We start from the raw sequence: 24,810 nt of genomic DNA on the forward strand, positions 1-24,810 counted from the left end.
TGCGTACGTCCCCGTACCCCTACCCCGTGCACCCGGGGCCCCAAACCGCCCAGCCCGAACCGCTCAGGAGGAAGTGACCCGGGCCTGCTCCGTGCTCACGTCGTAGTCGGCGGCCGGCCAGCGCAGGTCGAGCGCGCGCAGGTGCTCGACGAGCAGCTGCGCGACGGCCCAGTTGCGGTACCACTTGCGGTCGGCCGGCACGACGAACCACGGCGCGTGCTGCGTGCTGCAGCGTTCCAGCGCCGCCTCGTACGCCTCGGTGTACGCCGGCCACAGCTGGCGCTCGTCGACGTCGCCCGGGTTGTACTTCCAGTGCTTGGTGGGGTCGTCCAGCCGCGCCAGCAGGCGCTCCTTCTGCTCCTCGTGCGAGACGTGCAGGAAGCACTTGACGACGGTCGTCCCGGAGTCGACGAGCCGGGCCTCCCAGTCGTTGATCTCGTCGTAGCGCGCCGACCACTCGGCCTCGGGCACGAGGTTGCGCACGCGGACGATGAGCACGTCCTCGTAGTGCGAGCGGTCGAAGACGCCGATCGTCCCGGGCCCCGGCAGCGCCCGCTCGATGCGCCACAGGAAGGGGTGGGCGAGCTCGGTCTTCGTCGGCGCCTTGAACGAGGTGATGTCGACGCCCTGCGGGTCGACCATCCCGATCGCGTGCCGGACGACACCGCCCTTGCCCGAGGTGTCCATGCCCTGCAGCACGAGCAGGACCTTGGGCGCCGTCTCCGGCGTCGAGCGCCCGGTGGCGAACAACCGTTCCTGCAGCTCGTCGAGCTCGGGGCGCAGGTCGGCGGTGACCGACCCGGCATCGGCCTTGCCGCGGCCGGGGAACCCGAGGGTCGAGCCGGTCGGGATGCTGGACAGGTCGACCGCGCCCGCCGGCAGCCGGAGCAGCTCGCTCAGCGGGCGCTGCTCCTCGGTGGGTGCGTCGGTCTGCTTGTCGTACTTGGTGGCGTTCGAGCCGCGGTGCTTCGACACGTGCTGATCATGCACCGTGCCAGGATGCCCGCGTGCACCTCCTCCACGACCGCCGCGGCACCCCGGCCGGCGAGCTCGGCCCCGCCGAGCTGGTCGAGCTCCTGCGCTTCCCCGTCCCGCCCTCGCACGCCTGGCTGCGGACGAACTTCGTCTCGACGGTCGACGGCTCGATCACCGGCGCCGACGGCAGCTCGGGCAGCATCAGCCCGGACAGCGACGCCCACCACTTCGCGCTGCACCGCGCGCTGTGCGACGCGGTCGTCGTGGCCGCAGGCACCGCGCGGGCCGAGGGCTACCGGGCCGTCGACCTCGCCGACTGGCAGCGCGACGTGCGGGCCCGCGAGGGGCTGGCGCCCTTCCCCACCCTCGTCGTCGTCAGCGCCAGCGCCGACCTTGACCCGCAGATCGCCACCCCGGCCACCGGCGAGGGCGGCCCGGTGGTCGTGGCCACGACGACCACGGCACCGCCCGGACGCCTCGACGCCCTGCGCGACGCCGGCGTCGAGGTGCTCCAGCGCGGGACCGACTCCGTCGACCTGGCCGCCGTGCTCGACGACCTCGCCGGCCGGGGGCTCCCGCGGCTGCTCTGCGAGGGCGGCCCCGGCCTGCACCGCGAGCTGCTCGCGCTCGGGCTCGTCGACGAGGTGCTGCTGACGCTGGCGCCGACCGTGGTCGCCGGGCCGGGGCCGCGGACGACCCGGGGCGACGGCCTGCCCGACCCCCTCGCGCTCTCGCTCGCCTACGTCCTGCGCGGCGAGGACGACGCGGTCTTCACCAGCTATCGCACGCTGCCCGAAAAACCGGTCGGCCGCCTGGAGTAGGGGTGGCAGGGTCGGTCCTGTGACCAGCCCCAGCACCAGCTCGGACGTGTGGGACGCGCGGACGGCCGAGGCGTACGACGCCGACAACGTCGGCATGAGCGCGCCCGAGGTCCTCGGGCCCACCCTCGACCGGCTCGTCGCGCTCGCCGAGGGCGGGCCGGTCCTCGAGCTCGCGATCGGCACCGGCCGCGTGGCCGTCCCGCTGGCCGCCCGCGGGCTGGCGGTGAGCGGGATCGAGCTCTCGCAGCCGATGGTCGACCAGCTGCGCGCCAAGGCCGGTCCGGACGAGATCCCGGTCGTCGTCGGGGACATGGCCCGCGTCCGGGTGCCGGGCGCGTTCGCGCTGGTCTACCTCGTCTTCAACACGATCTCGAACCTCCTGGAGCAGGACGAGCAGGTCGCCTGCTTCGCGAACGCCGCCGCGCACCTGCGTCCCGGCGGCCGGTTCGTGGTCGAGCTCGGGGTACCCGACCTGCGCCGCCTCGCGCCCGGCCGGGACGCGACGATCTTCGAGACGGGAGCCGACCGCATCGGTCTCGACACCTACGACGTGGTCACCCAGCGGATGGTCTCCCACCACTTCCGCTTCGCCGAGGACGCCGGCACCACGCAGGCCGCGCTGTTCCGCAGCCGGCACCGCTACGCCTGGCCCGCCGAGCTCGACCTGATGGCCCGGCTGGCCGGCCTGGAGCTCGAGCACCGCTGGGCCGGCTGGTCCGGGGAACCCTTCACGGCCGAGTCGGAGTCGCACGTGTCGGTGTACCGGCTGCCTGCCTGAGCACGAACGCCCGGAACCGTTCCGCCGGCGGTGCGAGCTCGCGGTCCGTGCGCCAGGTGAGGCCGATCAGCCGCCGCGCGCCCGCCGCGTCCAGCCGCAGCCCGACCGTTCCCGACTGCCCGGCGAACGCCTCCGGCACGATCCCCACACCGAGACCGGCGGCGACGAGCCCCTCGATGGTGGCCAGGTCCTGGCTCTCGAACGAGATCGTGGGTGCCACGCCCGCCTCGCGCAGCAGCCCGTCGACGAGGCGCCGGCTGCCGAAGCCGGGCGGGGTCGTGATGAGCTCCTCGCCGCCCAGCTCGGCCACGTCGACCGCGGTGCGCCCGCACCAGCGGTGGGTGGCGGGCACCACGAGGACCAGGCGCTCCTCCTGCAGCAGGTGCCAGCCGTAAGGGCCGGGCGGCAGGTCGGAGACGATCGCGAGGTCGACGCCGCCCTGCTCGAAGTCGCGCACGATGTCGTGGCCCGGCTCCTGGCGCAGCTCGACGCGCACCTGGGGCGCGTGGGCGTGGAACGCCCGCAGCAGCGACGGCACCAGCGACGTGGCCATCGAGTCGAGGAACGCGAGCCGCACGAGCCCGGTGTCGGGGTCGACGACCCGGGCCAGCGACCCCACCAGCCGCGCGTAGCGGGTCGTGAGATCGCGAGCCCCGTCGAGCACGAGCGACCCGGCGGGGGTCGGGCGGACGCCGTCGGGCACCCGGTCGAAGAGCCGCGCCCCGAGCTCGGCCTCGCAGCGCGCCAGCGCCCGCGACAGCGTCGGCTGCGACACCCCGAGCGCGTCGGCCGCCGCCGACACGTGCTGGTGGTCGCCGATCGAGACGAGCCAGTCGAGGTCGCGCAGCTGCACGTCCGAGAGCGTAGCCCTGGCCATGCGCATCACGCATGGAGACAGTGTGACAAGGACATTGGACGCATGGAATCCGTCGCGGAAGAGTCGGGCGGGTGAGCACAGGGGTCCAGCCAGGCACGCCCGCGTACCGGCGCGTCGTCGTCGCGCTCTTCGCCGCCGGGGTGGCGACCTTCGCGCTGCTGTACAGCACGCAGGCGCTGCTGCCGGTCCTCGCCACCCGCTTCGGCGTCAGCGCCGGGGCGAGCGCCTGGTCGCTCTCGGCGACCACCCTGGGCCTGGCCGTGGCCCTGCTCGTCGTGGGGCCGCTGTCCGACCGTTACGGCCGCACCCCGCTCATCCACGCCTCGGTGCTGCTGGCCTCGCTGGTCGGCCTGGCCTGCGCGCTCGCCCCGTCCTGGCCCGCGCTCGTCGGCCTGCGGCTGCTCGAGGGGGTCGCCCTCGCGGGCCTCCCGGCGGTGGCCACGGCGTACCTGCGCGAGGAGCTGCACCCCGGCAGCCAGGCGCGGGCGGTCGGCCTGTACGTCGCGGGCACGGCGATCGGCGGCATGGCCGGGCGGTTGCTCACCGGGGCCGTCGCCGGCGCATTCGGCTGGCGCTGGGCCCTGGCGAGCGCGGCGGCGCTCGGGCTCGTCTGCGCCGTCGTGGTCCGCGTGCTGCTGCCCGCGTCGCGGCAGTTCGTGCCCCGGCCGGCGGGGCTGCACGCGGTGCTCGGCACGGCTCGGCAGGCGCTCTCCGACCGGGGGCTGCTCGCCCTCTTCGGCATCGGCGGGTGCTCGATGGGCGTGCTCACCGTGCTGCTGAACACCGTCGGGTTCCGCCTCGCGCTCGACCCGTTCCACCTCGGCCTCGCCGCGGCGAGCCTGTTGTTCTGCGTCTACCCGGTGGGGTCGTTGAGCTCGGCGCTCTCCGGCCGGCTCGCCGACCGGTACGGGCGCCGCGCGGTCCTGCCGATCGGCTGCGTCGTCGCGCTGCTCGGGGTGCTGCTGACGATCCCCGCCTCCCTGCCGCTGCTCGTGGTCGGCCTCGCGCTGGTGATCGCCGGCTTCTTCGCCGTGCACGGCGTGGCCAGCGGCTGGGTGCCCGCCCGCGCCCACGCCGCGGGGCTGGCCACGGCCCAGGCCGCCTCGCTCTACCTCTTCGCCTACTACGTCGGCGCGTCGGTGTTCGGCGCGCTGGGCGGCCAGGCCTGGAACGCCGCCGGCTGGCCGAGCGTCGTCGTGCTGGCCGCCGGGCTCGTGGTCGTGCTCGGCGTGCTGGCCCTCGTGCTGCGCCGGACGCCGACCCTGCTGGTCGCCGTTCCTCAGCCGCGTACGAGCAGGTAGACCGCCAGCACCACCCCGCAGCCCCCGACCAGGACGCGCAGCAGGCCCTCGGGCAGCCGGCGCGCGAGCGACGGGCCGACGAGCCCGCCCACCAGGGCGCCCAGCCCGAGCGGCCACGCGGCCCGCCACACGACCGTCCCGAGGACGGCGAACAGCACCGCCGGGAGCACGTCGCCGGCCACCAGGAGGACGTTCTTGAGGCCGTTGGCGCGGTGCAGGACCGGCTCGACGGTCAGGGACAGCAGCGCGACGAGCAGGATGCCGGACCCCGCCCCGAAGTAGCCGTTGTAGAGCGCGACCCCGGCGCCGGCCGCGCTCACGGCCGCCGGCGGCAGCGGGCGGTCGCGGGCACGCTGCCGGGCGGCGATCCGCGGCTGCAGCAGCACCACGACCGCCCCGGCGAGGACGAGGAAGGGCACCAGCCGGTCGAACAGGGCCGTGGGCGTCGACACCAGCAGCACGGCGCCGGCGAGCGAGAGCAGGACCGTGCGCGGCAGCCAGCGCCGCAGGGTGGGGCCGTGGCCGACGACGTCCGGACCGGCCCGCAGGGCCGAGCTCGCCCCGCTGCCGACGAGGGCGACCGAGCTCGTCACGTTCGCCGCCAGCGGCGGCACGCCGACCGCGAGCAGGGCCGGGTACGCGACGAGCGAGGTGACCCCGCCAGCGGTGCCGGTGACGCCGGCGACGACCCCAGCGCCGGCCAGGAAAGCCGTTCCCAGCACGCCGTCCACCGGCCTATCATCCGCGGATGCGCAGCGTGCACTGCAGCGTCGTCGTCCACCGGCCGGTCGCGGCGGTCTTCGCGTACGCGGCCGACCCGGACCACCTGCCGCGCTGGGCCTCCGGCCTCGCGCAGAGCGAGGTCCGTCGCGACGGGGAGACCCTGCTCGTCGGCTCGCCGATGGGCGACGTGCGCGTCCGCTTCGTGGGGCCCAACCCCTACGGCGTCCTCGACCACGAGGTCACGCTGCCGGACGGCTCGGCGACGCTGAACCCGTTCCGCGTGCTCTCCCACCCCGAGGGCAGCGAGCTGCTGTTCACCGTGCGGCAGGGCGCGCTGAGCGACGCCGACCTCGAGCGCGACGCCGCGACCGTCCAGGCCGACCTGGAACGGCTGCGGGACCTGCTCGAGGCCGGCCCGGACGGGCGGGCCGGCTAGCCCGCCACCCCGTACGGCTGGCCGGACCCACGGGCCGACCACAGCAGGCCGCGCTCGACGACCGTGCGGACGGCCGGGTGGTCGAGGACGTCGAGGCTGTGGCCCGGCGTGGCCACGAACACGCGCCCCTCGCCCCAGGCGCGGGTCCAGATCGCCGGCGAGACGACCGGACGGTTCCAGGGGTCGCCCGGACGGGCCTTCTGGGTCGTGGTGGCCAGCACGTCGATGTAGTCGTCGGAGATCACCCAGTACTGCTCCGAGGTGAGCTCGAAGTCGCCGACGCCGGCCACGACCGGGTGCTCGGCCTGCTCGGGCACGATCTCGACGGTGTAGTCGACGTAGTTGTCGGTCTGGTCGCCCTTGAGGTGCTGCGGGTCGCGCGCCGGGTGGCAGGCGAACGAACCGCCGACGAGGTGCAGGTAGTCGCTCGTGTTGCGGAACGAGTCGGCGATGCCGCCGTGCCAGCCGGCGAAGCCCGTGCCCGCCGCGACCGCCGCGCGGAGCCCGGCGACGGCCTCGTTGCTGGCCGTGCCCATCGTGTAGCACTGCAGGACGAGGTCGGTGGCAGCCAGCGCGTCGGCGTCGGTGTAGACCTCCGGCGAGTCCTCGACGCGCACGTCGAAGCCGCTCTCGCGCAGGAACGGGATGAAGCGGTCGGTCGCCTCGACGGGCACGTGGCCGTCCCACCCGCCGCGTACGACGAGGGCGCGACGGGTCGGTCCGTTGGTTCGGTCGGGGGTGGTCATCAGACTCCTGTCCAGGTGGAACGGTCGGCGGCGCTGCGCTCGACGGCGTCGAGGACGCGCTGCACGGCGAGGGCGTCGGCGAAGGACGGGCGCGGCTGGCTGTGCGCGGCGATGTCGCGGGTCAGGTCGACGACCTGGTGGACGAAGCCGTGCTCGTAGCCGAGCCCGTGGCCGGCGGGCCACCACGATCCCACGTACGGGTGGTCGGGCTCGGTGACGTAGATGCGCGTGAAGCCCTGCTCGCGGCCCGGCTTGGTGCCGTCGAAGAAGTTGAGGACGTTCATGTCCTCGAAGTCGAAGGCCAGCGACCCGTCGGTGCCGTTGATCTCGATGCGGATCGCGTTCTTGCGACCCAGGGCGAAGCGGGTCGCCTCGAACTGGCCCACCGCGCCGCCGTCGAAGCGCGCCGTGAACCAGGCCGCGTCGTCGACGTCGACCGGCCCGCGCTCGCCGGAGGTGTCGCCGCTGCCGCCGAGGCCGGACGCCTCCCCCGCCTTGGGCCGGCTCGTCACGAAGGTCTCGAGCAGCGCGGAGACGCCGGTGATGGACTGCCCGGTGATCCACTGAGTGGCGTCGATGACGTGGGCGCCGATGTCGCCGAGCGCGCCGGAGCCGGCGAGCGACTTGTCCATCCGCCAGGTGAGCGGGGCGTCGGCGTCGGAGAGCCAGTCCTGCAGGTACTGGGCGCGGACCTGACGGATGGTGCCCAGCCGGCCCTCGGCGACGAGCTCGCGGGCCAGGGTCAGCGCGGGGACGCGGCGGTAGGTGAAGCCGCACATCGCGTACGCGCCCCGGCCCAGCGCGGCCTCCGCCGCCGCCGTCATCTCCTCGGCCTCGGCCACGGAGTTGGCCAGCGGCTTCTCGCAGAGGACGTGCTTGCCCGCCTCGAGCGCGGCGAGCGCGATGTCGCGGTGGGTGTTGCCCGGGGTGCAGATGTCGACGAGGTCGATGTCGTCGCGCTCCACGACGGAGCGCCAGTCGGTGGCCGACTCCTCCCACCCGAAGCGCTGCGCGGCGTGCGCGGCCCGCTCACCGTCGCGGCCGACGACGACCTGCATGACGGGGGTGAGGGGGAGGTCGAAGAACCGGTGGGCGTTGCGCCAGGCCTGGGAGTGGGCCGCGCCCATGAAGGCGTGGCCGATCATGGCGACGCGCAGCGTCGGGGCGGACGGGGTGGGAGAGCTCATCGGTGCGCTCCTGTCGGTGCGGTGGCGGACGGTGCTGGGTCGTGCTGGGTCGTGCTGGGTCGGGGCCGCACGCGGACGTGCGGGGACGCCCAAGATCGTCGCAGGCCCACCGGGGCCCGCGGCACGCAGGGCCGCGCCTGGTCGGGCACGACAAGGGACCGGCACCGGCGCAGCTCGCGCTGCACCGGTGCCGGCCCGTGTGCCAGTCCCGAACGAACCCCCGGCGGTGATCCCCCGACGGTGCGCCGCGATCAGTTCTGGCAGGTCTTGTTGCTCATCCCCAGCGCGGCGGCCGGAGCCGAGTTGTCGCAGCCGACGATGTTGCCGCCGTCGGCGTAGGGCATGACCACCGCGTAGCCCGGGAGGGCGTCGGAGACGGCGTTGCCGTACACGATGTTGTCCAGGCCGTAGCCGGCCGTGGTGTTCCAGACCTGGATCGCGTCGGTCGGGCTGTGCGTGCCCCGGTTGCCGGCGATGACCCAGCCGCTGCCCATGACCTGCACGAGGCTGTCGGTGTCGGAGGAGGTGATGGCCGACCCGTCGAGAGTGTTCTTCCACATCGTGCCGTCGCTCGTGCCGGCCTTGGCCTCCATCGGCTCCGCGGTGGTGCCGCTGATGGTGTTGAAGGCGACGAGGTTGCGGTCGGAGGTGTCGGCGTTGCAGTCGTTGTAGAGGCACCAGTTGCCCTCGGCGGTGCCGATGTAGACGCCCTCGCCGTAGTTCGGCGAGTTCAGGCCGGTCGTGGCGATCGAGTTGCCGATGACGGTCGAGTCGGTGGTCTGGTTCTTGAGGTGGATCGCCTCGTCACCGATCTTCTCGACGCGGAGGTCGGCGATGGTCACGCCCTTGCCGTAGAGGACCGCGACGCCCTTCTGGACGTTGCGGACCGTCATGCCGGCGACGACCACGTTGGTGGCGCCCGTCAGCTTGAAGCCGTAGCCCTTGCTCACGTCGGCGTTGTCGATGACCGCCGTGCGGGGGCCGCAGATCCACAGCGGCTTGTCCGGCGTGGCCTTGGTGGTGACCTCGATGTTCGCGCCGTAGGTGCCCGGGTTGAGGCGGATGACGCTGCCGGCGGAGGCCGAGGAGATGGCCGACAGCAGCTGGGCCCGCGTCGAGACGGTCACGGTGGCGGTCGGGCAGGTGGCGTAGCGCTGCGGGAAGGCCGCGTACGGGTCGCCCGTGTTGGTGAAGGACGCCGGCAGGGAGGCGGCGGAGTCGTTCTTCCACGTGTCCCGGGCCACGACGGTCCAGGTGTAGGTGGCCCCGTCGGCCAGGCCGACGTCGGCGAACGAGGTGGTCGTGGAGGGCACGGTGCCGACGAGGACGTCGGTGGTGGCACCGGCGGCGCGGCGGAAGACCCGGTAGCTCGCGACGTCGGCGTCCGGGCTCTTGGTCCAGGTCAGCTTGGCGCCGGTGCGCACGCCCGTCGCCTTGACCGAGGTCGGCGCGGCCGGGGCGTAGACGTCGGGGGCCACGAGGGCGTCGAGGGTGATGTTGCGCCCCACCGAGCTGGTGTTCTTGTCGCCCGTGCGGACGATCCGGATGGTGTGGCCGGTCTCGCTCAGCCCGGTCTTCTCGAACACGGTCTGCGCGTACTGCGTGGTCGAGGAGTAGAGGTCGACGGTCTTGACCTTCACGCCGTCGAGGTAGACGTCGGCGTAGCCGGACGAGGTGTTCTTGCGGGCCACCCACTTGATGCCGCTGGTGCCGAAGGACATCTCGACGTAGCCGGGGTCACCGAGGGTGGAGAAGGAGCCGCCGCTGTCGGTGCCCGCACCCGTCGAGGTGGTCTTCGTCCAGGGGCCCTTCTTGGTGAGGGCCGGGTCGTCGTCCTCGTAGGTGCCGGCCGGCAGGGCCGTCATGCCGAGCTGGGCGTCCACCACGGCCGAGCGGGGCGACTCGTTGCCGCCGGCGTCAAGGGCGCTGACCTGGTAGCGGTACGCGGCCCCCGGCAGCAGGCCGTCGTCGGTGTAGGAGGGCGAGGTGACCGCACTGCTGGTGACGGCGGTCATCGCGCCGGTGCCGGTCGCGCGGTAGACGCGGTAGCCGATGACGTCGGGCTCCGGGCTCTCGGTCCAGGAGAGCGCGACGCTCGAGGTGGCGGGCTTGGCGCTGAGGGCCAGCGGGGCGGCCGGCGGGTAGACGTCGGGCGCCACGAACGCGTCGAGCATCACGGTGGCGCTGCTCGAGGCGGCGTTCTTGGTGCCGGTGCGGACGATGCGCAGCGTGTGCGCGGTCTCCGGCAGGCCCTTCACCTCGTAGGCGACCTGCTGGTACCGCGTGGTCGCCGAGTAGAGGTCGACGCTGGCCTTCTTGACGCCGTCGAGGTAGACGTCGGCGATGCCGGAGTAGCTGTTGAGCCGGCTGATCCAGCGGATGCCGGAGGTCTTGAAGGAGATCTCGGCGAAGCCCGCGCTGTTCAGCGTGGCGTACGAGTCGCCCGAGTCCATGCCCGAGGAGACGACCGACCAGGGACCGTCCAGCGTGACCGCCGGGTCGTCGTTCTCGTAGGTGCCGGCCGGCTGGGCCTTGATCGGCATCGTCACAGCGGCGGCGCCGGAGTAGCCGGAGACGTTGTCGGAGGTGTCGACGGCCAGCAGGTCGTAGGTGTAGGTGACGCCGGGGTTGCGGCCGTCGTCGGTCAGCGTGCGGGTGCTCGCCGAGGTGGTGCCGACCAGGGCGCGGGTGGTGCTCGTGCCCTCGCGCCGGTAGACGCGGTAGCCCTTGACGTCGGACTCGGGGTTGGCGCTCCAGGCGAGCTTCACGCCGGTGCCCGAGACCGTCGCGGTCAGGCCGGTCGGGGCGCTCGGCGCGTGGATGTCCGGGGCGACGAAGGCGTCGAGCTGGATGTTCGGGCTGCTCGAGCTCGCGTTCTTCGCGCCGGTGCGCACGACGCGGATCGTGTGGGTGGTCTCGGGGAGTCCCTTGACCTCGTACGCGACGTGCTGCGTCTTGGTGGTGGCCGAGTAGAGGTCGACCGTCTTGACCTTCACGCCGTCGAGGTAGACGTCGGCGATGCCGGAGTAGCTGTTCAGGCGGGTGATCCAGCGGATCCCGGAGGTCTTGAAGGACAGCTCCGCGTAGCCGGTGCCGCTGAGGCTGCTGGTCGAGCCGCCCGAGTCCTGGTTGGAGGAGACGGTGGTCCAGCTGCCGTTCAGCGTGACGGCCGAGGAGGTGTTCTCGTAGGTGCCCTGGCCGACGACCGTGGTCGCGGCCTGGGCGGTGCTGGGCACCAGCGAGCCGGCGAGGACCGCCAGGGCGGCGAACGTGCCGGTGAACGAGATCCGTGCGGCGGAGGAGAAGACGGGCTGCTGAAGAGCGGAAGAACGCATGTCGGGGGCCTCTCGAGTGAGCGAGCCGCCCCGACGGCTCGTGAACCTGTTACCTGCCCCCCCGAGGGCCGTGGCGGACCAGGTTTCCCGGGCACTTCCACGACCAGCCGGTGCATCGCGGCCGGCCCGCCAGGCGTGTCAGCGGCAAAACGCTGCTTATTTCAGAAAGCAGGCTTCTTCAGGTTCGAGTTCCGTTCTTGCCTGAAGAAATCTCACGCGGCCTTGGGAAGAGCCACCTTGACAGCGATGTCAGCCCAACGTCGCTGGGCTTGTTCTCAGCCTTGATCAGCACCAGCCAGCCGGAACTTCTTAGGTTGCCGCCCTTGCCAGATCGCTCGTCGTCTGAGCTGCTCACTTCTCGAGCCGTGCAACCCCAAGAAATTCTTCTCGTGGCACCGCTTCCTGATGGAGCCTGAGGACGCTCGCTGGGCGGACCGAGGGCGGGCACCTCGCTCCGGGCTCAGTCACGGACGGGTTGCACGCCCGGGCCGACGGGTACACCGGCCTGGCCGCCCTGCTGGACGCGGGCGGGGCCGCACTGGGGTGGCGCTGGGCCGACCCCGTGGTGGGACTGCTGATCACGGTCGCCATCGTCGGCGTGCTGCGCTCCGCCGTCGTCCAGGTCGGGGCACGGCTGATGGACGCGACGGTCCACGTCAGGCCACGGTCCTCCGTCTGACCTCGGACCCGGTCAGGCCTGCTCGTGCGCCGACACCGCGCTCGCCTCGAAGGTGGCGAGCGCTTGCCGGCAGCGCTCGACGGCCTCGGTCGCGGACGACCGCCCCGGGGCGTCGAAGTGGTCGCGGCGGCGTTGATCGAGGCGAGCCAGCGGTCGAAGCGGCCCAGGTCCGCTCGGACTCCTCCACCTCGGCGTAGGTGAAGCGCTGGCGGGCGGTCTCCGTCGCGATCTCCTCGAGGAAGGAGGCGGTGCGCGCGACGACCTCCGCGTACTCCACGTCGCGCTCGGCCCGTTGGGCCGCGCGCAGCTCCTCGTCCTCGTCGGCGTCGGGGACCACGATCCTCACCGTGCGCGCCGTGCCGCCATCGGTCCGGATCCGTGCGACAGCGGCGTCGACGGCCTCCGCCACCTCGGGCAGGTCGGGCAGGAGGCAGGTCGAGCGGGCCAGGTAGACCGCACGAGGGCACGCAGCCGGCGCCCGGCGAACATCCTCAGGGAGTCGCCCTTTCCCGTCGAGACCGTGACCAAGATCCAGCGCGCGCAGAAGACGGGGCCCAGCAGCAGCGGCGCAACACCAGCCACACCAGCCACACCAGCGTGGTCGAGCGGCGCGACGCCGGAGACCCGCCGGTCCTCTGAGGGCCGGACGGGCCCTTACCGTCGAGCCGGTCGTGGTCCTGGTCAGCCGGCGGAGGTGGTCGCTGCAGCGACCCCGGCGTCCGCGTACGCCGGCGTGAGCTCGCCCCAGCGGCTGCGCCAGCCGGCGGCCGGGGCCTGGCTCGACCAGCCCTCGGGGTGCACCGGGCCGCCGGTCTCGAGCGAGCGGCCGAGGTCCTCGAGGTGCGCCTGCCAGCCCGCCCCGTAGTAGTGGAGCTGGTCGACCGGGAGACCGCGCTCCTCGACCACGAGCCGGGTGCGCGCACCCTCGGCGGTGAGCCAGGCCTCGACCCGGGTCTCGTCGTCGGTGCCCTGCTCGAACGTGAGCAGCAGGTGGGTCGGCGCCTCGCAGACGTCGATCCGTACGGGCCCCGACCACGTGCTGGTGAGGACGGCGTCGACCATCGCCCCCTCCCCCAGCTCGCCGCTCACGTGCCCGATCCAGCGCGCCAGGCGCTCCGGCGTGGTGCAGGCCTGCCAGAGGTCCTCGATGTCGGTGTCGTAGACGTCCTCGACCCTGATCGCCCCCCTGCCGTCGCCGAGCGGACGCATCGTCCCCGTGGTGGTCGTGCTCGTGGTCGTCCTCGTGTCCGTCACTGCCGTGCCTTTCCTCTCGCGATCTCGGTGTGGAGGGCGTCGAGCCGGTGCTGCCAGAGCGCCCGGTAGCCGTCGAGCCACTCGTCGACCTCGACGAGCGCCTCGGGGCGCAGGCTGTAGATCCGTCGTTGCGCCTCCTGGCGCACCTCGACCAGACCGGCCTCGCGCAGCAACCGCAGGTGCCGCGAGACGCCCGGCCGGGCGATCGGCAGCGCATCGGCCAGCTCGCCGGCGTTCGCCGGGTGGTCGCGCAGGATCTCCAGCACGGCTCGCCGACTTGGGTCGGCCAGGGCCTGCAGCACCGCGTCCATGCCTCAAACGTACCCGATCAGTTACATACCTGTACAGGTACGCACGGGCGCGAAAAAACAGGAGCGACGGGCTTCCGTCAGGGGCGCGGGCCCGGTTCCGGCTCGGGCTGCGGTCGGGCACGGGAGCGTCGCCGACCGTGCTGAGGTGCGGGGTGCTCCCACCGGCGCTCGAGGTCCGCGATGAGCCAGCGCTCCCCCGTCGTCAGCCGCACCCGGCCGACCGGGTCGGCGTCCGCACGGTCCAGGTGCTCGAGGAACCTCAGCAGCCCCCGCAGCGTGCCCGTCACCACCAGCGTGGTGAGGGCGACGGAGAGCAGGATGTTCATCGGGTCCTCCGTCCCCTCGCTGCCTCGGGGCCAGCCTCACCCACGGCACCGGCCTCGGCGCAGGGCCGAAGGTCCCGACCGCGACCCGGCTACTCCGCCGGCGCCGCCCGCAGCAGGCGCACCTCCTCCAGGTCGATCCGGTCCAGGACCTGGCGCAGCACGATGTCGTCGATGGAACGGTCGTCGCGCAGCTCCAGCAGCGCGCTGCGCTTGCGGGCCACCAGCGCGAGCCGCAGCGCCGTGTACTGGTCGTCGTACTGCACGACCGGGTCCTCGGCGGCGCCGTCCGCGGCGAGGAGCTTGCGCTGCTTGTCGATCTCGTGGCGGACACGGTCGACCACGGGCTGGTCGGTCCCCAGCTCGGCCGCGGTCTCGGTCACGGCGTCGTACGCGGCGTCGGTCGTGCGCACCTCGGCCAGGTGACGTTCCTCGGCCACGGAGCTGTCGGGCGCCAGCCGGGCGAACCGCACCACCGCGGGCAGCGCCAGCGCCTGCAGCAGGGTCAGCACGATGACGCCGCTGGTGATCACGATGATCAGGTCGCGGCCGGGGAACGGTGACCCGTCGCTCAGCTGGTGCGGGATGGCCAGCGCCGCCGCCAGCGACACCGCGCCCCGGAACCCCGTCGTGGCGTTCACGGTCCGGGCGCGGGCGCTGACGCGGCGCAGCCGCTGCGACGGGCGGCGGTCGAGCAGGCGGATCAGGTACGGCGTCGTGTAGAGCCAGGCCCAGCGCGTGGCGATCACCACCGCCGTCACCGCGAGGACGAAGCCGACGGCGGTGCCGAACGCCGAGGCCGGCAGGTTGCGCACCGCCGCGTGCGCCTCCTGACCCACCAGCACGAACAGCACGCTGCTCAGCACCGTCGTCGACACCGACCAGAACGCGGTCGTCGTCTGCCGGGTGACCGCGCCGGTCACCCGGGGCGCCAGCTGGCTCATCAGCAGCCCGCACACGACGACGGCGAGCACGCCCGACGCGTGGATCGACTCCGCGAGCAGGAAGGCGGCGAAGGGGGTGACCAGGATCGCGATGTTCTCCAGCATCGGGTCGTCGAGACGGCGGCGCAGCTGCCAGGCCACCAGGCCGACCAGCACCCCGGCCAGCGCTCCCCCGACGTAGGACAGGACCAGCAGCCAGCTCACGTGCAGCGGCGTGAGGTGCTCGGTGCCGACCGTGACCCCGACGGCCAGCCCGTAGATGACCAGCGCCGTCCCGTCGTTGACCAGGCTCTCCGCCCGCAGGACGGTCACCGTTCGGCGGGGCAGCGCCCGCGCGAGCACGCCTACAGCGGTCGCGTCGGTCGGGGCGATGGCGCCGCCGAGCACCCAGGCGGGACCCCAGGGCATGCCCAGCAGGTGGGCCACGGTCGCGACCGAGCCGGCCGTGGCGACCACGAGCCCGGTGCTGGCGAGCACCACGACGCGCAGGTTGCTGCGGATCTCGCGCAGCGACGTCGTCAGGCTCTCCCAGTAGAGCAGCGCCGGCAGGAACAGCAGCAGCACGACCTCGGGCGGCAGCTGGACCTCGCCCAGCTCCGGGACGAACCCGATCAGCACGCCGGCGAGCACGAGCACCAGGGCGGGCGCGATCGGGAACCGTCCGGCCAGCAGGCCGCCCAGCAGCAGCGCCACCCCCAGCACCACGACCATCTCGAGACCGAGCACGCGCCGCCTCCTTCCTCGCCGGGGCCGCTGCACGTCGGCCTCGCGCGCCAGGAGTCTGTCGCGGCGACGAGGCCAGCTCAAGCCCTCGGCCCTCAGGGCCCGGGCGGACGCCGCGCCCGAGGTCCCCGGCCGCGGCGTCCTCCTGCCTCAGCGGTGCAGCCGCGCCTCACCGGAGTCGTCGACGGGCGGCTCGTCGACGAGGCCGACCTTGCCGACCTTCACGGTGCGGGCGTCCTTGGTGCCGCCGATGACGACCTGGCGCAGCGAGACGTTGTTCCTGGTGCTGCGCTCGTGGAGCACGCGGTCGGGGTTGGCGGCGATCTCGATGTAGTACGTGCCGTTCGCCACCGTGGTCAGGTCGAAGGCCTGGCCCTCCCGGTACTGGGTGTACGTGTCGCCCGACCCGGGGTCGAGCACCTCGCGGACGCCGAGCGCCTCCCGGTTGCCGCACGCGGTCGACAGGTCGGTGTTCTCCGGCTTCCAGTTCGCGCCCTTGACGGTGTAGTCGACCATGTCGGTGTTGGCCAGGCAGAAGGCCTCCTTGCCGCTGTCGACGACCAGCGTCTTCTTGTCCGCCGCGACGAGGCGGTAGCGCGCGAAGTCCTTGAAGTGCCAGTGCTGGTGGGTGTCGCGCGCGTCCCACTCCATCCCGCCGACCGGGGCGTAGCCCTTCTGCTTGCCCGAGGCGGTGAAGAAGTACTGGTAGGCGTGCATCAGGTCGGCGTCCTGGGGATCGCGGAAGCCGTCCACGACCAGGCGACCTGGTCCTCCGTTCCACACCGTCGCGCCGAAGTTCAGGTAGTGCCCGTCGGCCGAGATGCCCCAGGCCGGCAGGGAGCGCAGGTCGGGCAACGGGCCCGACGGCTTGACCTTGGCCCCGACCAGCTTCTTCGGCGCCGCGGTCGTGCCGGTGGCCGCGGTCCGCTGGGCGACGGTCCGGGCGTGAGCGGTGCGGAAGCAGCCGAACTCGTCGCAGTCGCCCTCGTCGCGCTGCTCGACGGTCACCACGACCGACGCCTGGGCCTTCGACGCGGGGATGCGGAGAGCCTCGCGGTACGCCGGCGTGATGCTGGTCGTCGCGAGGTAGCGGCCGGGCTTCAGGTCCGGCAGGTCGCTGAAGCCGTAGTACCCGTCGCCGCCGGTGAGGCTGGCGGCGTACCCGGCCTGGAGGCCCCACACCGCGCCGAGCGAGTAGGGGTTGCCGTTGCAGCCCTGCGGGTAGGGCGACTCCGCGGGCGCCTTCGGTGAACGTCGGACCGGGCGGTAGACGTTCGGGCAGTAGGTGGACACCGAGGTCTTGACGACCGCGCCCTTGCTGTCGCGGAAGGTGGTCCGGGAGAAGCCGGACAGGCCCGAGAAGTCGGCCGGCACCGGCAGCGTCCGGTCGTGCCCCTTGCGCACGAGGCGCGCCACGACGGGCGTGTCGTAGTCCTTGCGGGTCACGCGGACCTCGAACTTCTGCTTGAGGTCGGCGACGGCGTAGATGCCGAGGTCGCCCTCCATGTAGCTCTCCTCGTGCCCGTTCTCGTCCTCGTAGGTCGTGCGGTACAGCGTCACGCTCGAGCGCGACGCCTCCACGACCAGCGCGGGCCGGGTGGCGGCCCCGGCCGGAACCGTGCCGGCCACGGACGTCGCGCACGCTGCACCGACGACGAGCAGCGCGCGGAGAGCGCGACTCGTCGTACGCGTCGGATGGTTCACTCGAGACCCCCAGAGCAGTTGTCGACCGGGTGCTTCCGGTCGCGGAGGCTGATCGAAGCACAGGTGGGGCTCAGAAATCCCTCAGGCGCGACGATTTCGAGCGGCTCGGGCAGGAATCGAGACCACGGTCGTACACGAGACCTGGCGCTGGGTCGCACGCACACAGTCGAGGGGCTGCTTAGGTCGTGGGGTGGACGAGCTCGAGGTGAGGCGCGCGAAGGTCGCAGCGGTGTCGGTCGCGGCGGCGCTCGGCCTGCCGGCCGACGACGCGGTGGTTCTCTTCAGCTCGAACAAGCTGGCGCTCCGGTTGACGCCCGGCGACGTCCTCGCCAGGGTCACCGATGGAGGGCTCAGGGAAGACGCAGCCCTCGAGCTGCACCGAGCTCGACGGCTCGCGGACGCCGGCTGCCCCGTCGGAGCCCTGCTGCCCGGTGTCGCTCCTCAGGTGCACGAGCGCGACGGCTTCGCCGTCACGTTGTGGACCTACTACGACCCGGCGACGCACCCCGTGTCGCCCAGGGCCTACGCCGACGCGCTGGTACGGCTCCACGCCGGCCTGCGCAAGGTCGACCTGGGGGCACCAGGGATGGATGACCGCATCGCCGAGGCCCAGGAGATCGCGGCGAGGACCGACCTCTCCCCCGACCTCGGGAAGGCCGACCGCGAGCTCCTCCGGAGCCGGCTGGCGGACCTGCGCCGAAGCATCACGTCATCCGGCGCGCCGGAGCAGCTGCTCCACGGCGAGCCTCATCCGGGCAACGTCCTCGGCACGGCGCACGGCCCCGTCTTCATCGACTTCGAGACCCTCTGCCGGGGGCCCGTCGAGTTCGACCTCGCCCACGTGCCGGAGGCGGTGAGCGAGCACTACCCCGGCATCGACCACGAGCTCCTGGCCCATTGCCGGCAGCTCGTCCTGGCCATGATCGCGGCCTGGCGGTGGGACTTCGGCGACCAGTTCCCGAACCGCGGGTACTGGCGGCACGCCCTGCTGCGCGCGCTGCGCGAGGGGCTCTCCTGGCCCGCGCCCCCCGGAACCGTCCCCGGGCGGCTCGAGGCCCCGTAGCGAGCAGCGGTGCGGCGGCTGGGCGCTGGCCGCTGCGCGGGGTCCCGCGTCAGGCTCGGCTCCGAAGGCTCTTCCGCAGCTCGCGCTCAAACTCGTCGCGCGACTGAGGCGTCGACGTCTTGCCTGGGCTGATGTCCCACCCGACCGCGACGACCGACGAACCGATGAGCATGTAGCGGCCGACGCTGGGCGCTCGGTACTTCTCCTGGCTGTCGTAGGTGGTCACCTCCCACGAGTGCGCGAGCAGCCCGCCGGTGTCCTTGACCTGGCGGGTGACGGTCTCCACGGTTCCCGAGTCGGACGTCATCGTGAACGACGGGCAGGAGCTCAGGTCGGCACGGTCCTTGTCGAAGTGCCGCTCGGCCGCCCCGCGGCTCGCGTAGCGGAAGGTCGAGGCGCTCTGAGGTGAGTCCCGCGACAGTGCCGCGCCGCTGTCCTCTTCGAAGAAGGTCGACCGGCCCTCGACCACGTCGTCGTAGTCGTAGGCAGAGCTGAACCCTTCGTACGCGTCGGCGAGCTGCTGGCACTTGGCCGGATCCGCCCTCACCGGCTGCGGGTTGCCGGGGCTGGAGCTGTCGTTCGTGAAGGTGTGGGTGCTGAGATCGAGCACGAACTGGTCCTTCGGGTCGATCTGGCCCCCGCCCCCGATCTCCAGCCGCTCGACCGCGTTCTGCGTCTGGGTTGCGCTGCCTCGGTACGTGGCTCCCGATCGCACGACGAGGCTGACGCCGGCCACGAGGACCATAGCGACGCCGACGGACACCACTGCGAACAGCACGCGCAGGTTCAGCGGCCTGCGGCCTGGTGCAGGTGCGGACCCCGGCAGCGCTGCCGACGGGCCGTCCTGCGGGTCGCGCGCGCCGGTGAGGCCGTCCACCGCCCCTCCTGCACGCGGCGGCGTCCCCGGTCGTGGCTCCCAGGTCGAGTGAGGCGCCGGGACCAGCCGCGGCGGTCCCGCCGGTACGGGCGGCGTGGCCGGGCTGGGTGCCACGTCCGGGGCTGGTTGCCACAGGTCGGCCGGCGCCGGTGTCGGCTGGCCGTTGCGCGTGTAGAAGATCCATCCGGGCGGCACCTGCGGCCAGCGCGGGTCCGGGCGCCAGCCCGCGCCTGGCAGGAACGCGTCCGGCAGCGGTCCCCAGCCGGGCGGTGCATGGAACGCGAGGGCGGGCTGCTCAGCCACGCCGCCCCCAGTCGCCGTGCCCGCCGTCGAGATCGACCATCATCGCTGCAGCCCCCGTCACCCATCGACTCGCAGGCGGAGTCTGACACGTTCGAGGACCCGGCGTGCGGTGTTCTGGTCCGCCCCGATCTGCAGGTGGGCGCGCTCTCGGACGTGTGCTCCCCGGCCTCCTCCCGCCGCCGGTCAGCAGGCTGACAAGCGTCAGCAGTCGCCATAACCCATGTTCATGGGTGTGCCGGACCCGGCGAAGATGGACGCGACCTTGCCGTGGTCGATGAAGAACTCCAGGTAGTTCCCGCCCGATGTCAGCATCAGCAGCGGTCCGTCCGCGCTGACCTCCGGGCCGGGTTCGAGCGCGTCGCCATAGGTCTGACGAAGCTTCTCCTTCGTGTCTCCGACGTGCACCCCCTTGCGGGTGCCGAAGCTCGACGAGTCGACGCGGACCACCTCCAACCGCCCGTCTCGACCCCACACTCCGAAAGCGCCGTGGTGGTGCGAGAGGTCGTAGAGCCGGCCGGAGTCGCGGTACGGCAGCGTCGCGTCCGGGCAACCCGTGGCCGGACTCGTCGTCGCCACGCCGAGGGCCTCGCCCTGCTTGCCGCTCAACCCGATCAGCATGGGTCCGAGCCCATCTGTGGTCAGGGTCCACCCCATCGGGTTGGCCGGGGTGTTGTAAATCGGCTCGGTCCTCGGCGCGAGGGACAGGTAGTAGTTCTCGCCGCCCCTGACGGTGAAGTTGCTGACCTCGTCGAACAGGTCGCGGATCCCGCTGGAGAGGAGGTTCAGCGAGGTCGTGATGAAGTCGTACGTGGTCGTGATGATGACGAGCACCGCCCCCACCACCCAGCCGGTCTCCGTCTTCGCCAAGGCCTCCACGAGGTGCGGAACGCACTTCACCGCGAACTTGAACGTCTGCAGCCCGATCGTCTTGTCGTCCGGGTCGACGTTGGCCAGGTCCTGAGCAGCTTCGGAGCAGGCCTTGACGGCGTCGGCCAGGGCCCCCTTCTGGTCGTCCAGCCCCGCGAAGAGCGAATAGCGCAGCCGCGCCGTCTTGTCCTCGTCGGCCACGACCTTCGACTTCGCGGCCTGTGCCACTCCCGAGTAGACCTGCCACCCGAAGTCGATCCCAGACAGCGCCCAGGACTCGATGCTGAACGCCGCACGGAGCTTCCCGCCCTGGCTCTTCGGTACTCGAAGGGTCAGGGTGTCCGCCGAGTCGACGATTCGCACGGAGTAGCCCTTCGGCTTGTCGCGTCCGACGACGGCGGTCCCCAGCAGCCGCTTCAGCCCGTCGGGGGTGAAGCTGGGGAACCTTGTGTCGCCCTGCACTTTCCACGAGGTCGGGTAGGTGATCTCGACGAAGGCGCGCAGGTTGTTGGAGACCTTGACCAGGTGGCCGCCGTCATCAGCCTTTTCCACGCACCACTTGATCTTGTCGCCGGAGCTGCTCGACACGTCGATGCTGCCGTCGTCGGACTTCTTGCACGACGGCTGCTTCACCCCTGCCCGACCGGTGACCAGCGCCTCCAGCTTGTCCTTCGCCTTCGCGGCCATGGCCTTCGCGTCGATCCCGGCGAGGAAGCCTCGAGAGAAGTGCTCCGTCTGCGCGAGGACGTCTCGGTCCCCGGGCTTCCACGACGTCGGCAGCCAGCGCCACCCGCCGTTCCCGTCGGACCACACGACGACCGGCACCAGCCCCTCGGCGACCAGGTCGTCGTCGATCGGGAAGCTGACCTGCGCCGTGCCCGTCGGTTGGCCCGAGCTCAACGACACCTCGACCGCCGACCCGAACGGCCGGACGTACCTCGGCACCCCGGACGTGGGCGCATCGACCAGAGACGCCGTCAGCGTCGCCCCCTGAGGTGCCGCGCCCGGAGGCAGCGAGACGCGCACGCCCCCGGCCTCAGCGCTCAGCCCCACTGCCGAGTCCTGAGTCCTGCCCTGCGGGCCCTGGTGCGCAGGCGCGATCGAGCGTGTGAGACCACCGGAGAACAGGAGGTAGACGCCCACTGCGGCGGCGAGAACCACAGCGACGACCGCCAGCCAGCCGCCGGTGGCCATACGGCGTGGGCGGGGTCGCGGAGATGTCTGCCGACCTTCACCGTCCGGTACCGGCCCTTGAACGGCGTCCTGCCCCTGCGCCTGTCCCAACGTGTCGTCCCTCCCCCAAGGTGCGCGCGCGTGACGCTAGCAGCGGCAGGCGGCGTGCGCGGGCAGAACCGAAGACGATGACGCCGAAGTCCCGCGATCACCGCTCAGTCGACGCACTCCGGCCCTCGGCGCGGAGGTGGCGAAGGAACGAACGCTGGAGGTCTTCGAGCCGGGCAACCACCAGGTCAGGTCATCAGGCGTGTGAGCGGTGTGCCTGGAGCGAGAAGTCAGTCGAGGCCTTCGTTCTCCCTGGTCAGAGCAGTCATCCGGCTCGGCTGGACCCTTGCCGGCTCGCCCGGCATCTTCGGGTAGTCCGGCGGGTAGGGCATCTCGGCGCCGCCGTAGCGCCCGGTGCCGAGCTCGCGCACGTCGCGCTCGTACATCTCGAGCGCGGCGTCGAGCGTCCCCGGGGGCTCGGCGTAGAAGGGGGCCCAGGCGTCGCCGACCTCGGCGAATCGGGCGCGCATCGAGGTGACGGTGAAGTCCTCCGGCCGCGCCTCGGGGAGCTCGTCCCAGGTGAGCGGGGCGGACACGCGGGCGTCGACGGTCGGGCGGATCGAGTACGCGGAGGCGATGGTCCGGTCGCGGGCCATCTGGTTGAAGTCGACGAAGATGCGCTCGCCGCGCTCCTCCTTCCACCAGCTGATCGTCACCTGCTCGGGCATGCGCCGCGCCAGCTCGCGGCCGAGCGCGATCACCGCGTGCCGGGCCTCGACGAACCCGTGCGTCGGCTCGACCGGGACGAATACGTGGACGCCGCGGCCTCCGCTCGTCTTGGCGAACCCGGCCAGCCCGGCGTCGGCCAGCACCTCGCGCAGGACGAGGGCGGCGGTCGCCGCCTCGGCGAACCCGGTCCCCGGCTGCGGGTCCAGGTCGATGCGCAGCTGGTCGACGAGGTCGGGCGCCGCACGGGTGACCGGCCAGGGGTGGTAGCGCAGGGTGCCGAGGTTGGCCATCCAGGCGATCGTCGCGAGCTCGGTGGCGCAGACCTCGTCGGCGGTCCGTCCCGACGGGAACGCGACGGTGCACGTCTCCACCCAGTCCGGCATGCCCCGGCCGGGCGCCCGCTTCTGGTAGAACGCGTCGTACCCGCCGGCCGGGGGCTTGCCGCCGCGGGTGCTCAGCTCGATGTCGGGGCGGTAGCCGCCGGGCCAGCGCTCCATCGTCACCGGGCGGTCGCGCAGCGCGGCGAAGATGCCGTCCCCGACGTCGAGGACGTAGCGCACGACATCGAGCTTGGTGAGCCCCACCTCGGGGAAGTAGAGCTTGTCGGGGCTCGTGACGCGGACGACCCGCTCCCCCACCTCCAGCTCGACCGCCGGTGTCGCGGACCTCGCAGCCATGGCCGAAGCATAGGGAAGCGCCTCCCGCGGGTGGCGGCGGAGGGAACACTGGTCAGCGCGGGAGAGTTGGGACCAGCGACGGACGAACGAGCAAGGAGCAACACGATGAGCGATCTCGAGAGCCCGGCCGCCCAGGTCGGCAAGGTGGTCAAGTCCGAGGACGAGTGGCGCGCACAGCTGAGCCGGGCCGAGTACCACGTGCTGCGTGAGGCGGGCACCGAGCGGGCCTTCACCGGCGAGTACACCGACACCAAGACCGAGGGCGTCTACCACTGCCGCGCGTGCGGCACCGAGCTGTTCCGCAGCGACACCAAGTTCGACAGCCACTGCGGCTGGCCGTCCTTCTTCGCGCCGCTGGCCGAGGAGCGGGTGCGCTACATCGAGGACAACAGCCACTTCATGCGGCGCGTCGAGGTGCGTTGCGCGACGTGCGACTCGCACCTGGGCCACGTCTTCCCGGACGGCTACGGCACCCCGACCGGCCAGCGCTACTGCATCAACTCGATCAGCCTGACCCTGGAGCCGAAGCAGGCCTGACGCCCGCACACCTCCACGCTCGGGCGAAGGCGGACCTGGCGAAGGCGCTCCCGTCCTGCTAGCAAGGAGCAGGGCGGGAGGAGCCGGAGCCATGGGGACGACGAGGGTGTCGACGCCGGTCCCGAAGGGCAGCGCGCTGCCGCAGCTGCAGGGCGCGCGGATGGTGACCGACGGGGGTCTGGAGACCGACCTGATCTTCCACCGCGGTGTGGACCTCCCGGCGTTCGCCGCCTACCCGCTGCTCGCCGACGAGCGTGGGCGGGCCCTTCTCACCGACTACTACGACGCGTACGCCGACGTCGCCGCGGAGGCCGGCGCCGGGCTGCTGCTCGAGGCGCCGACGTGGCGGGCGAACCCGGACTGGGGAGCCCGCCTCGGCCACGGCGCCGCCGACCTGGACCGCGCCAACCGCTCCGCTGTGGAGCTCCTTCAGGCGCTGCAAGGCAGATACGCCTCTCGAGTCGAGGGCCCCGTCCTCGTCTCCGGCCAGGCCGGGCCGCGCGGCGACGGGTACGTCGTCGGCGAGCGGATGAGCGCGGACGAAGCCGCCGACTACCACCGACCCCAGCTCGCCTCCTTCGCCGGCGCCGGTGCCGACCTGGTCACCGCCCTCACCCTCACCTACCCCGACGAGGCCGTCGGCGTCGTCCTCGCGGCGCGCGACGTCGGGCTGCCCGGCGCCGTGTCCTTCACCGTCGAGACCGACGGGCGGCTTCCCGACGGCCACCGCCTCGACGAGGCCGTGGCGGCCGTCGACGCGGCCGCGCCTCCGGACTACTTCCTCGTCAACTGCGCGCACCCCGATCACGTCCTCGCTGGGCTGGCGCCGGGCCCGTGGCGCGAGCGGATCGTCGGGACCCGGGTGAACGCGTCGCGGCAGAGCCACGCCGAGCTCGACGCGGCGGACGCGCTCGACGAGGGCGACCCGGCCGACCTGGCCGCTGCGCAGGCACGGCTGTCCGCCGAGCTGCCCTCGCTCGCCGTGCTCGGCGGCTGCTGCGGTACGGACGCGCGCCACGTCCGCGCCATGTGGCAGCGGTGGAGCGCCTGACCTGATCGCAGCCTCAGCAGACGAGGTGTCGGGTGGTGATGCGGGTGTGACGCAGGGGCCGCTGCTCGGGGTCGACCCATCGGGGTGGGAACCAGGTCGGGAGCCGGTCGACCATCCGGCAGGTCCAGCCGCGGGCGAGGAACTGGCGGTGGTGGTACCGGCACAGCAGCGTCAGGTTGTCGAGATCGGTAGCGCCGCCGTCGGCCCACGCCACGACGTGGTGACGTTCGCACCACTCCGGCGGATGCTCACACCCCGGGAACGAGCAGCCACCGTCACGGGCGACGAGCGCCATCGTCTGACCCGCCGTGGCGAGCCGGCTCGAACGGCCCATCCACAGCACCACACCCTTCGCGTCGACGACGGTC

At 72.6% G+C, this 24,810-nt stretch carries 24 protein-coding genes; 8 read left to right on the forward strand and 16 right to left on the reverse strand.

Annotated elements, in window-relative coordinates; translation table 11 throughout:
- Positions 1–63: 63 nt before the first annotated feature.
- Positions 64–900: a polyphosphate kinase 2 family protein gene (locus BMY04_RS10650; protein ID WP_091179748.1), complete on the reverse strand. Its 837-nt coding sequence runs from the start codon at positions 898–900 to the stop codon at positions 64–66.
- Between the two features lie 107 nt (positions 901–1,007).
- Here BMY04_RS10650 and BMY04_RS10655 point away from each other — a divergent pair, with 107 nt between their 5' ends.
- Both BMY04_RS10655 and BMY04_RS10660 read left to right on the forward strand, forming a co-directional pair.
- A complete protein-coding gene (locus BMY04_RS10655; RefSeq protein ID WP_170854077.1) occupies positions 1,008–1,796 on the forward strand; it encodes a dihydrofolate reductase family protein in 789 nt (262 codons plus the stop codon).
- Between the two features lie 19 nt (positions 1,797–1,815).
- Positions 1,816–2,574: a class I SAM-dependent DNA methyltransferase gene (locus BMY04_RS10660; RefSeq protein ID WP_232506254.1), complete on the forward strand. Its 759-nt coding sequence runs from the start codon at positions 1,816–1,818 to the stop codon at positions 2,572–2,574.
- On the opposite strand, the gene BMY04_RS10665 is transcribed toward BMY04_RS10660, so the two are convergent.
- Positions 2,525–3,427, reverse strand: a complete 903-nt coding sequence (locus BMY04_RS10665; protein WP_091179536.1) for a LysR family transcriptional regulator — start codon at positions 3,425–3,427, stop codon at positions 2,525–2,527. The genes BMY04_RS10660 and BMY04_RS10665 overlap by 50 nt on opposite strands.
- A gap of 95 nt (positions 3,428–3,522) precedes the next feature.
- Between BMY04_RS10665 and BMY04_RS10670 the strand changes: the two genes are divergently transcribed.
- A complete protein-coding gene (locus tag BMY04_RS10670; protein WP_091179539.1) occupies positions 3,523–4,752 on the forward strand; it encodes an MFS transporter in 1,230 nt (409 codons plus the stop codon).
- Here the strand turns inward: BMY04_RS10670 and BMY04_RS10675 are convergent.
- A complete protein-coding gene (locus BMY04_RS10675) occupies positions 4,731–5,483 on the reverse strand; it encodes a sulfite exporter TauE/SafE family protein (protein WP_091179540.1) in 753 nt (250 codons plus the stop codon). The two genes, BMY04_RS10670 and BMY04_RS10675, sit on opposite strands and share 22 nt — an antisense overlap.
- A gap of 17 nt (positions 5,484–5,500) precedes the next feature.
- Between BMY04_RS10675 and BMY04_RS10680 the strand changes: the two genes are divergently transcribed.
- The gene (locus BMY04_RS10680; protein ID WP_091179542.1) at positions 5,501–5,911 is read left to right on the forward strand and encodes an SRPBCC family protein; all 411 of its coding nucleotides are present in this window, start codon (positions 5,501–5,503) and stop codon (positions 5,909–5,911) included.
- Here BMY04_RS10680 and BMY04_RS10685 read toward each other — a convergent pair.
- The 3 genes from BMY04_RS10685 to BMY04_RS10695 all read right to left on the reverse strand — a co-directional run bounded on the left by BMY04_RS10685 (position 5,908) and on the right by BMY04_RS10695 (position 11,179).
- Complete coding sequence (locus BMY04_RS10685; protein ID WP_091179544.1) at positions 5,908–6,657, reverse strand: ThuA domain-containing protein; 750 nt, start codon at positions 6,655–6,657, stop codon at positions 5,908–5,910. The two genes, BMY04_RS10680 and BMY04_RS10685, sit on opposite strands and share 4 nt — an antisense overlap.
- The gene (locus tag BMY04_RS10690; RefSeq protein WP_091179546.1) at positions 6,657–7,844 is read right to left on the reverse strand and encodes a Gfo/Idh/MocA family protein; all 1,188 of its coding nucleotides are present in this window, start codon (positions 7,842–7,844) and stop codon (positions 6,657–6,659) included. The genes BMY04_RS10685 and BMY04_RS10690 overlap by 1 nt, the downstream gene beginning before the upstream one ends.
- Before the next feature lie 251 nt (positions 7,845–8,095).
- On the reverse strand, positions 8,096–11,179 hold the full coding sequence (locus BMY04_RS10695) for a fibronectin type III domain-containing protein (protein WP_091179548.1): 3,084 nt from the start codon (positions 11,177–11,179) through the stop codon (positions 8,096–8,098).
- A gap of 475 nt (positions 11,180–11,654) precedes the next feature.
- On the opposite strand from BMY04_RS10695, the gene BMY04_RS10700 reads away from it, so the two are divergent.
- Positions 11,655–11,858, forward strand: a complete 204-nt coding sequence (locus BMY04_RS10700) for a hypothetical protein (RefSeq protein ID WP_198410057.1) — start codon at positions 11,655–11,657, stop codon at positions 11,856–11,858.
- On the opposite strand, the gene BMY04_RS23685 is transcribed toward BMY04_RS10700, so the two are convergent.
- From BMY04_RS23685 to BMY04_RS10730, 6 genes are all read right to left on the reverse strand, one after another.
- Positions 11,836–12,645, reverse strand: coding sequence for a Chromate resistance protein ChrB (locus tag BMY04_RS23685; protein ID WP_408630455.1), 810 nt, complete (start codon positions 12,643–12,645; stop codon positions 11,836–11,838). The genes BMY04_RS10700 and BMY04_RS23685 overlap by 23 nt on opposite strands.
- Positions 12,540–13,112, reverse strand: coding sequence for an SRPBCC domain-containing protein (locus BMY04_RS10710; protein WP_232506258.1), 573 nt, complete (start codon positions 13,110–13,112; stop codon positions 12,540–12,542). The genes BMY04_RS23685 and BMY04_RS10710 overlap by 106 nt, the downstream gene beginning before the upstream one ends.
- A complete protein-coding gene (locus BMY04_RS10715) occupies positions 13,109–13,423 on the reverse strand; it encodes an ArsR/SmtB family transcription factor (RefSeq protein ID WP_091179552.1) in 315 nt (104 codons plus the stop codon). Before BMY04_RS10715 ends, BMY04_RS10710 begins: the two co-directional genes overlap by 4 nt.
- A 77-nt stretch (positions 13,424–13,500) precedes the next feature.
- Positions 13,501–13,749, reverse strand: a complete 249-nt coding sequence (locus BMY04_RS10720) for a hypothetical protein (RefSeq protein ID WP_091179554.1) — start codon at positions 13,747–13,749, stop codon at positions 13,501–13,503.
- An 89-nt stretch (positions 13,750–13,838) separates the two neighbouring features.
- On the reverse strand, positions 13,839–15,416 hold the full coding sequence (locus BMY04_RS10725) for a Na+/H+ antiporter (protein WP_091179557.1): 1,578 nt from the start codon (positions 15,414–15,416) through the stop codon (positions 13,839–13,841).
- A 147-nt stretch (positions 15,417–15,563) separates the two neighbouring features.
- Positions 15,564–17,042 (reverse strand): lysyl oxidase family protein, encoded by a 1,479-nt coding sequence (locus BMY04_RS10730; protein WP_198410058.1) that lies wholly within the window; start codon positions 17,040–17,042, stop codon positions 15,564–15,566.
- A 280-nt stretch (positions 17,043–17,322) separates the two neighbouring features.
- Between BMY04_RS10730 and BMY04_RS10735 the strand changes: the two genes are divergently transcribed.
- The gene (locus BMY04_RS10735; protein WP_232506260.1) at positions 17,323–18,180 is read left to right on the forward strand and encodes an aminoglycoside phosphotransferase family protein; all 858 of its coding nucleotides are present in this window, start codon (positions 17,323–17,325) and stop codon (positions 18,178–18,180) included.
- A gap of 49 nt (positions 18,181–18,229) precedes the next feature.
- Here the strand turns inward: BMY04_RS10735 and BMY04_RS10740 are convergent, their stop codons facing one another.
- The 3 genes from BMY04_RS10740 to BMY04_RS10750 form a co-directional block, all read right to left on the reverse strand.
- On the reverse strand, positions 18,230–19,057 hold the full coding sequence (locus BMY04_RS10740) for a hypothetical protein (protein WP_091179563.1): 828 nt from the start codon (positions 19,055–19,057) through the stop codon (positions 18,230–18,232).
- A 504-nt stretch (positions 19,058–19,561) separates the two neighbouring features.
- On the reverse strand, positions 19,562–21,127 hold the full coding sequence (locus tag BMY04_RS10745; protein ID WP_170854078.1) for a hypothetical protein: 1,566 nt from the start codon (positions 21,125–21,127) through the stop codon (positions 19,562–19,564).
- 611 nt (positions 21,128–21,738) lie between these two features.
- Positions 21,739–22,854: a DNA polymerase domain-containing protein gene (locus BMY04_RS10750; RefSeq protein WP_091179566.1), complete on the reverse strand. Its 1,116-nt coding sequence runs from the start codon at positions 22,852–22,854 to the stop codon at positions 21,739–21,741.
- A gap of 105 nt (positions 22,855–22,959) precedes the next feature.
- Here BMY04_RS10750 and msrB point away from each other — a divergent pair, with 105 nt between their 5' ends.
- Positions 22,960–23,391, forward strand: a complete 432-nt coding sequence (gene msrB, locus BMY04_RS10755) for a peptide-methionine (R)-S-oxide reductase MsrB (protein WP_091179568.1) — start codon at positions 22,960–22,962, stop codon at positions 23,389–23,391.
- A 91-nt stretch (positions 23,392–23,482) separates the two neighbouring features.
- A complete protein-coding gene (locus tag BMY04_RS10760; protein WP_198410059.1) occupies positions 23,483–24,442 on the forward strand; it encodes a homocysteine S-methyltransferase family protein in 960 nt (319 codons plus the stop codon).
- Between the two features lie 13 nt (positions 24,443–24,455).
- On the opposite strand, the gene BMY04_RS10765 is transcribed toward BMY04_RS10760, so the two are convergent.
- A partial coding sequence (locus BMY04_RS10765; RefSeq protein WP_139209824.1) for an HNH endonuclease signature motif containing protein occupies positions 24,456–24,810 on the reverse strand: 355 nt, incomplete at its 5' end.

Origin of the sequence: Microlunatus flavus (genome assembly GCF_900110855.1) — a bacterium.
Taxonomy (GTDB): Bacteria; Actinomycetota; Actinomycetes; order Propionibacteriales; family Propionibacteriaceae; genus Microlunatus; species Microlunatus flavus.

What these genes read in the sequence shown, in the direction of transcription:
- BMY04_RS10680 (WP_091179542.1), top strand. Translation starts at nt 5,501, where the DNA reads ATGCGCAGCGTGCACTGCAGCGTCGTCGTCCACCGGCCGGTCGCGGCG.
- BMY04_RS10685 (WP_091179544.1), bottom strand. Translation starts at nt 6,657, where the DNA reads ATGACCACCCCCGACCGAACCAACGGACCGACCCGTCGCGCCCTCGTC.
- BMY04_RS10690 (WP_091179546.1), bottom strand. Translation starts at nt 7,844, where the DNA reads ATGAGCTCTCCCACCCCGTCCGCCCCGACGCTGCGCGTCGCCATGATC.
- BMY04_RS10695 (WP_091179548.1), bottom strand. Translation starts at nt 11,179, where the DNA reads ATGCGTTCTTCCGCTCTTCAGCAGCCCGTCTTCTCCTCCGCCGCACGG.
- BMY04_RS10715 (WP_091179552.1), bottom strand. Translation starts at nt 13,423, where the DNA reads ATGGACGCGGTGCTGCAGGCCCTGGCCGACCCAAGTCGGCGAGCCGTG.
- BMY04_RS10720 (WP_091179554.1), bottom strand. Translation starts at nt 13,749, where the DNA reads ATGAACATCCTGCTCTCCGTCGCCCTCACCACGCTGGTGGTGACGGGC.
- BMY04_RS10750 (WP_091179566.1), bottom strand. Translation starts at nt 22,854, where the DNA reads ATGGCTGCGAGGTCCGCGACACCGGCGGTCGAGCTGGAGGTGGGGGAG.
- msrB (WP_091179568.1), top strand. Translation starts at nt 22,960, where the DNA reads ATGAGCGATCTCGAGAGCCCGGCCGCCCAGGTCGGCAAGGTGGTCAAG.
- BMY04_RS10760 (WP_198410059.1), top strand. Translation starts at nt 23,483, where the DNA reads ATGGGGACGACGAGGGTGTCGACGCCGGTCCCGAAGGGCAGCGCGCTG.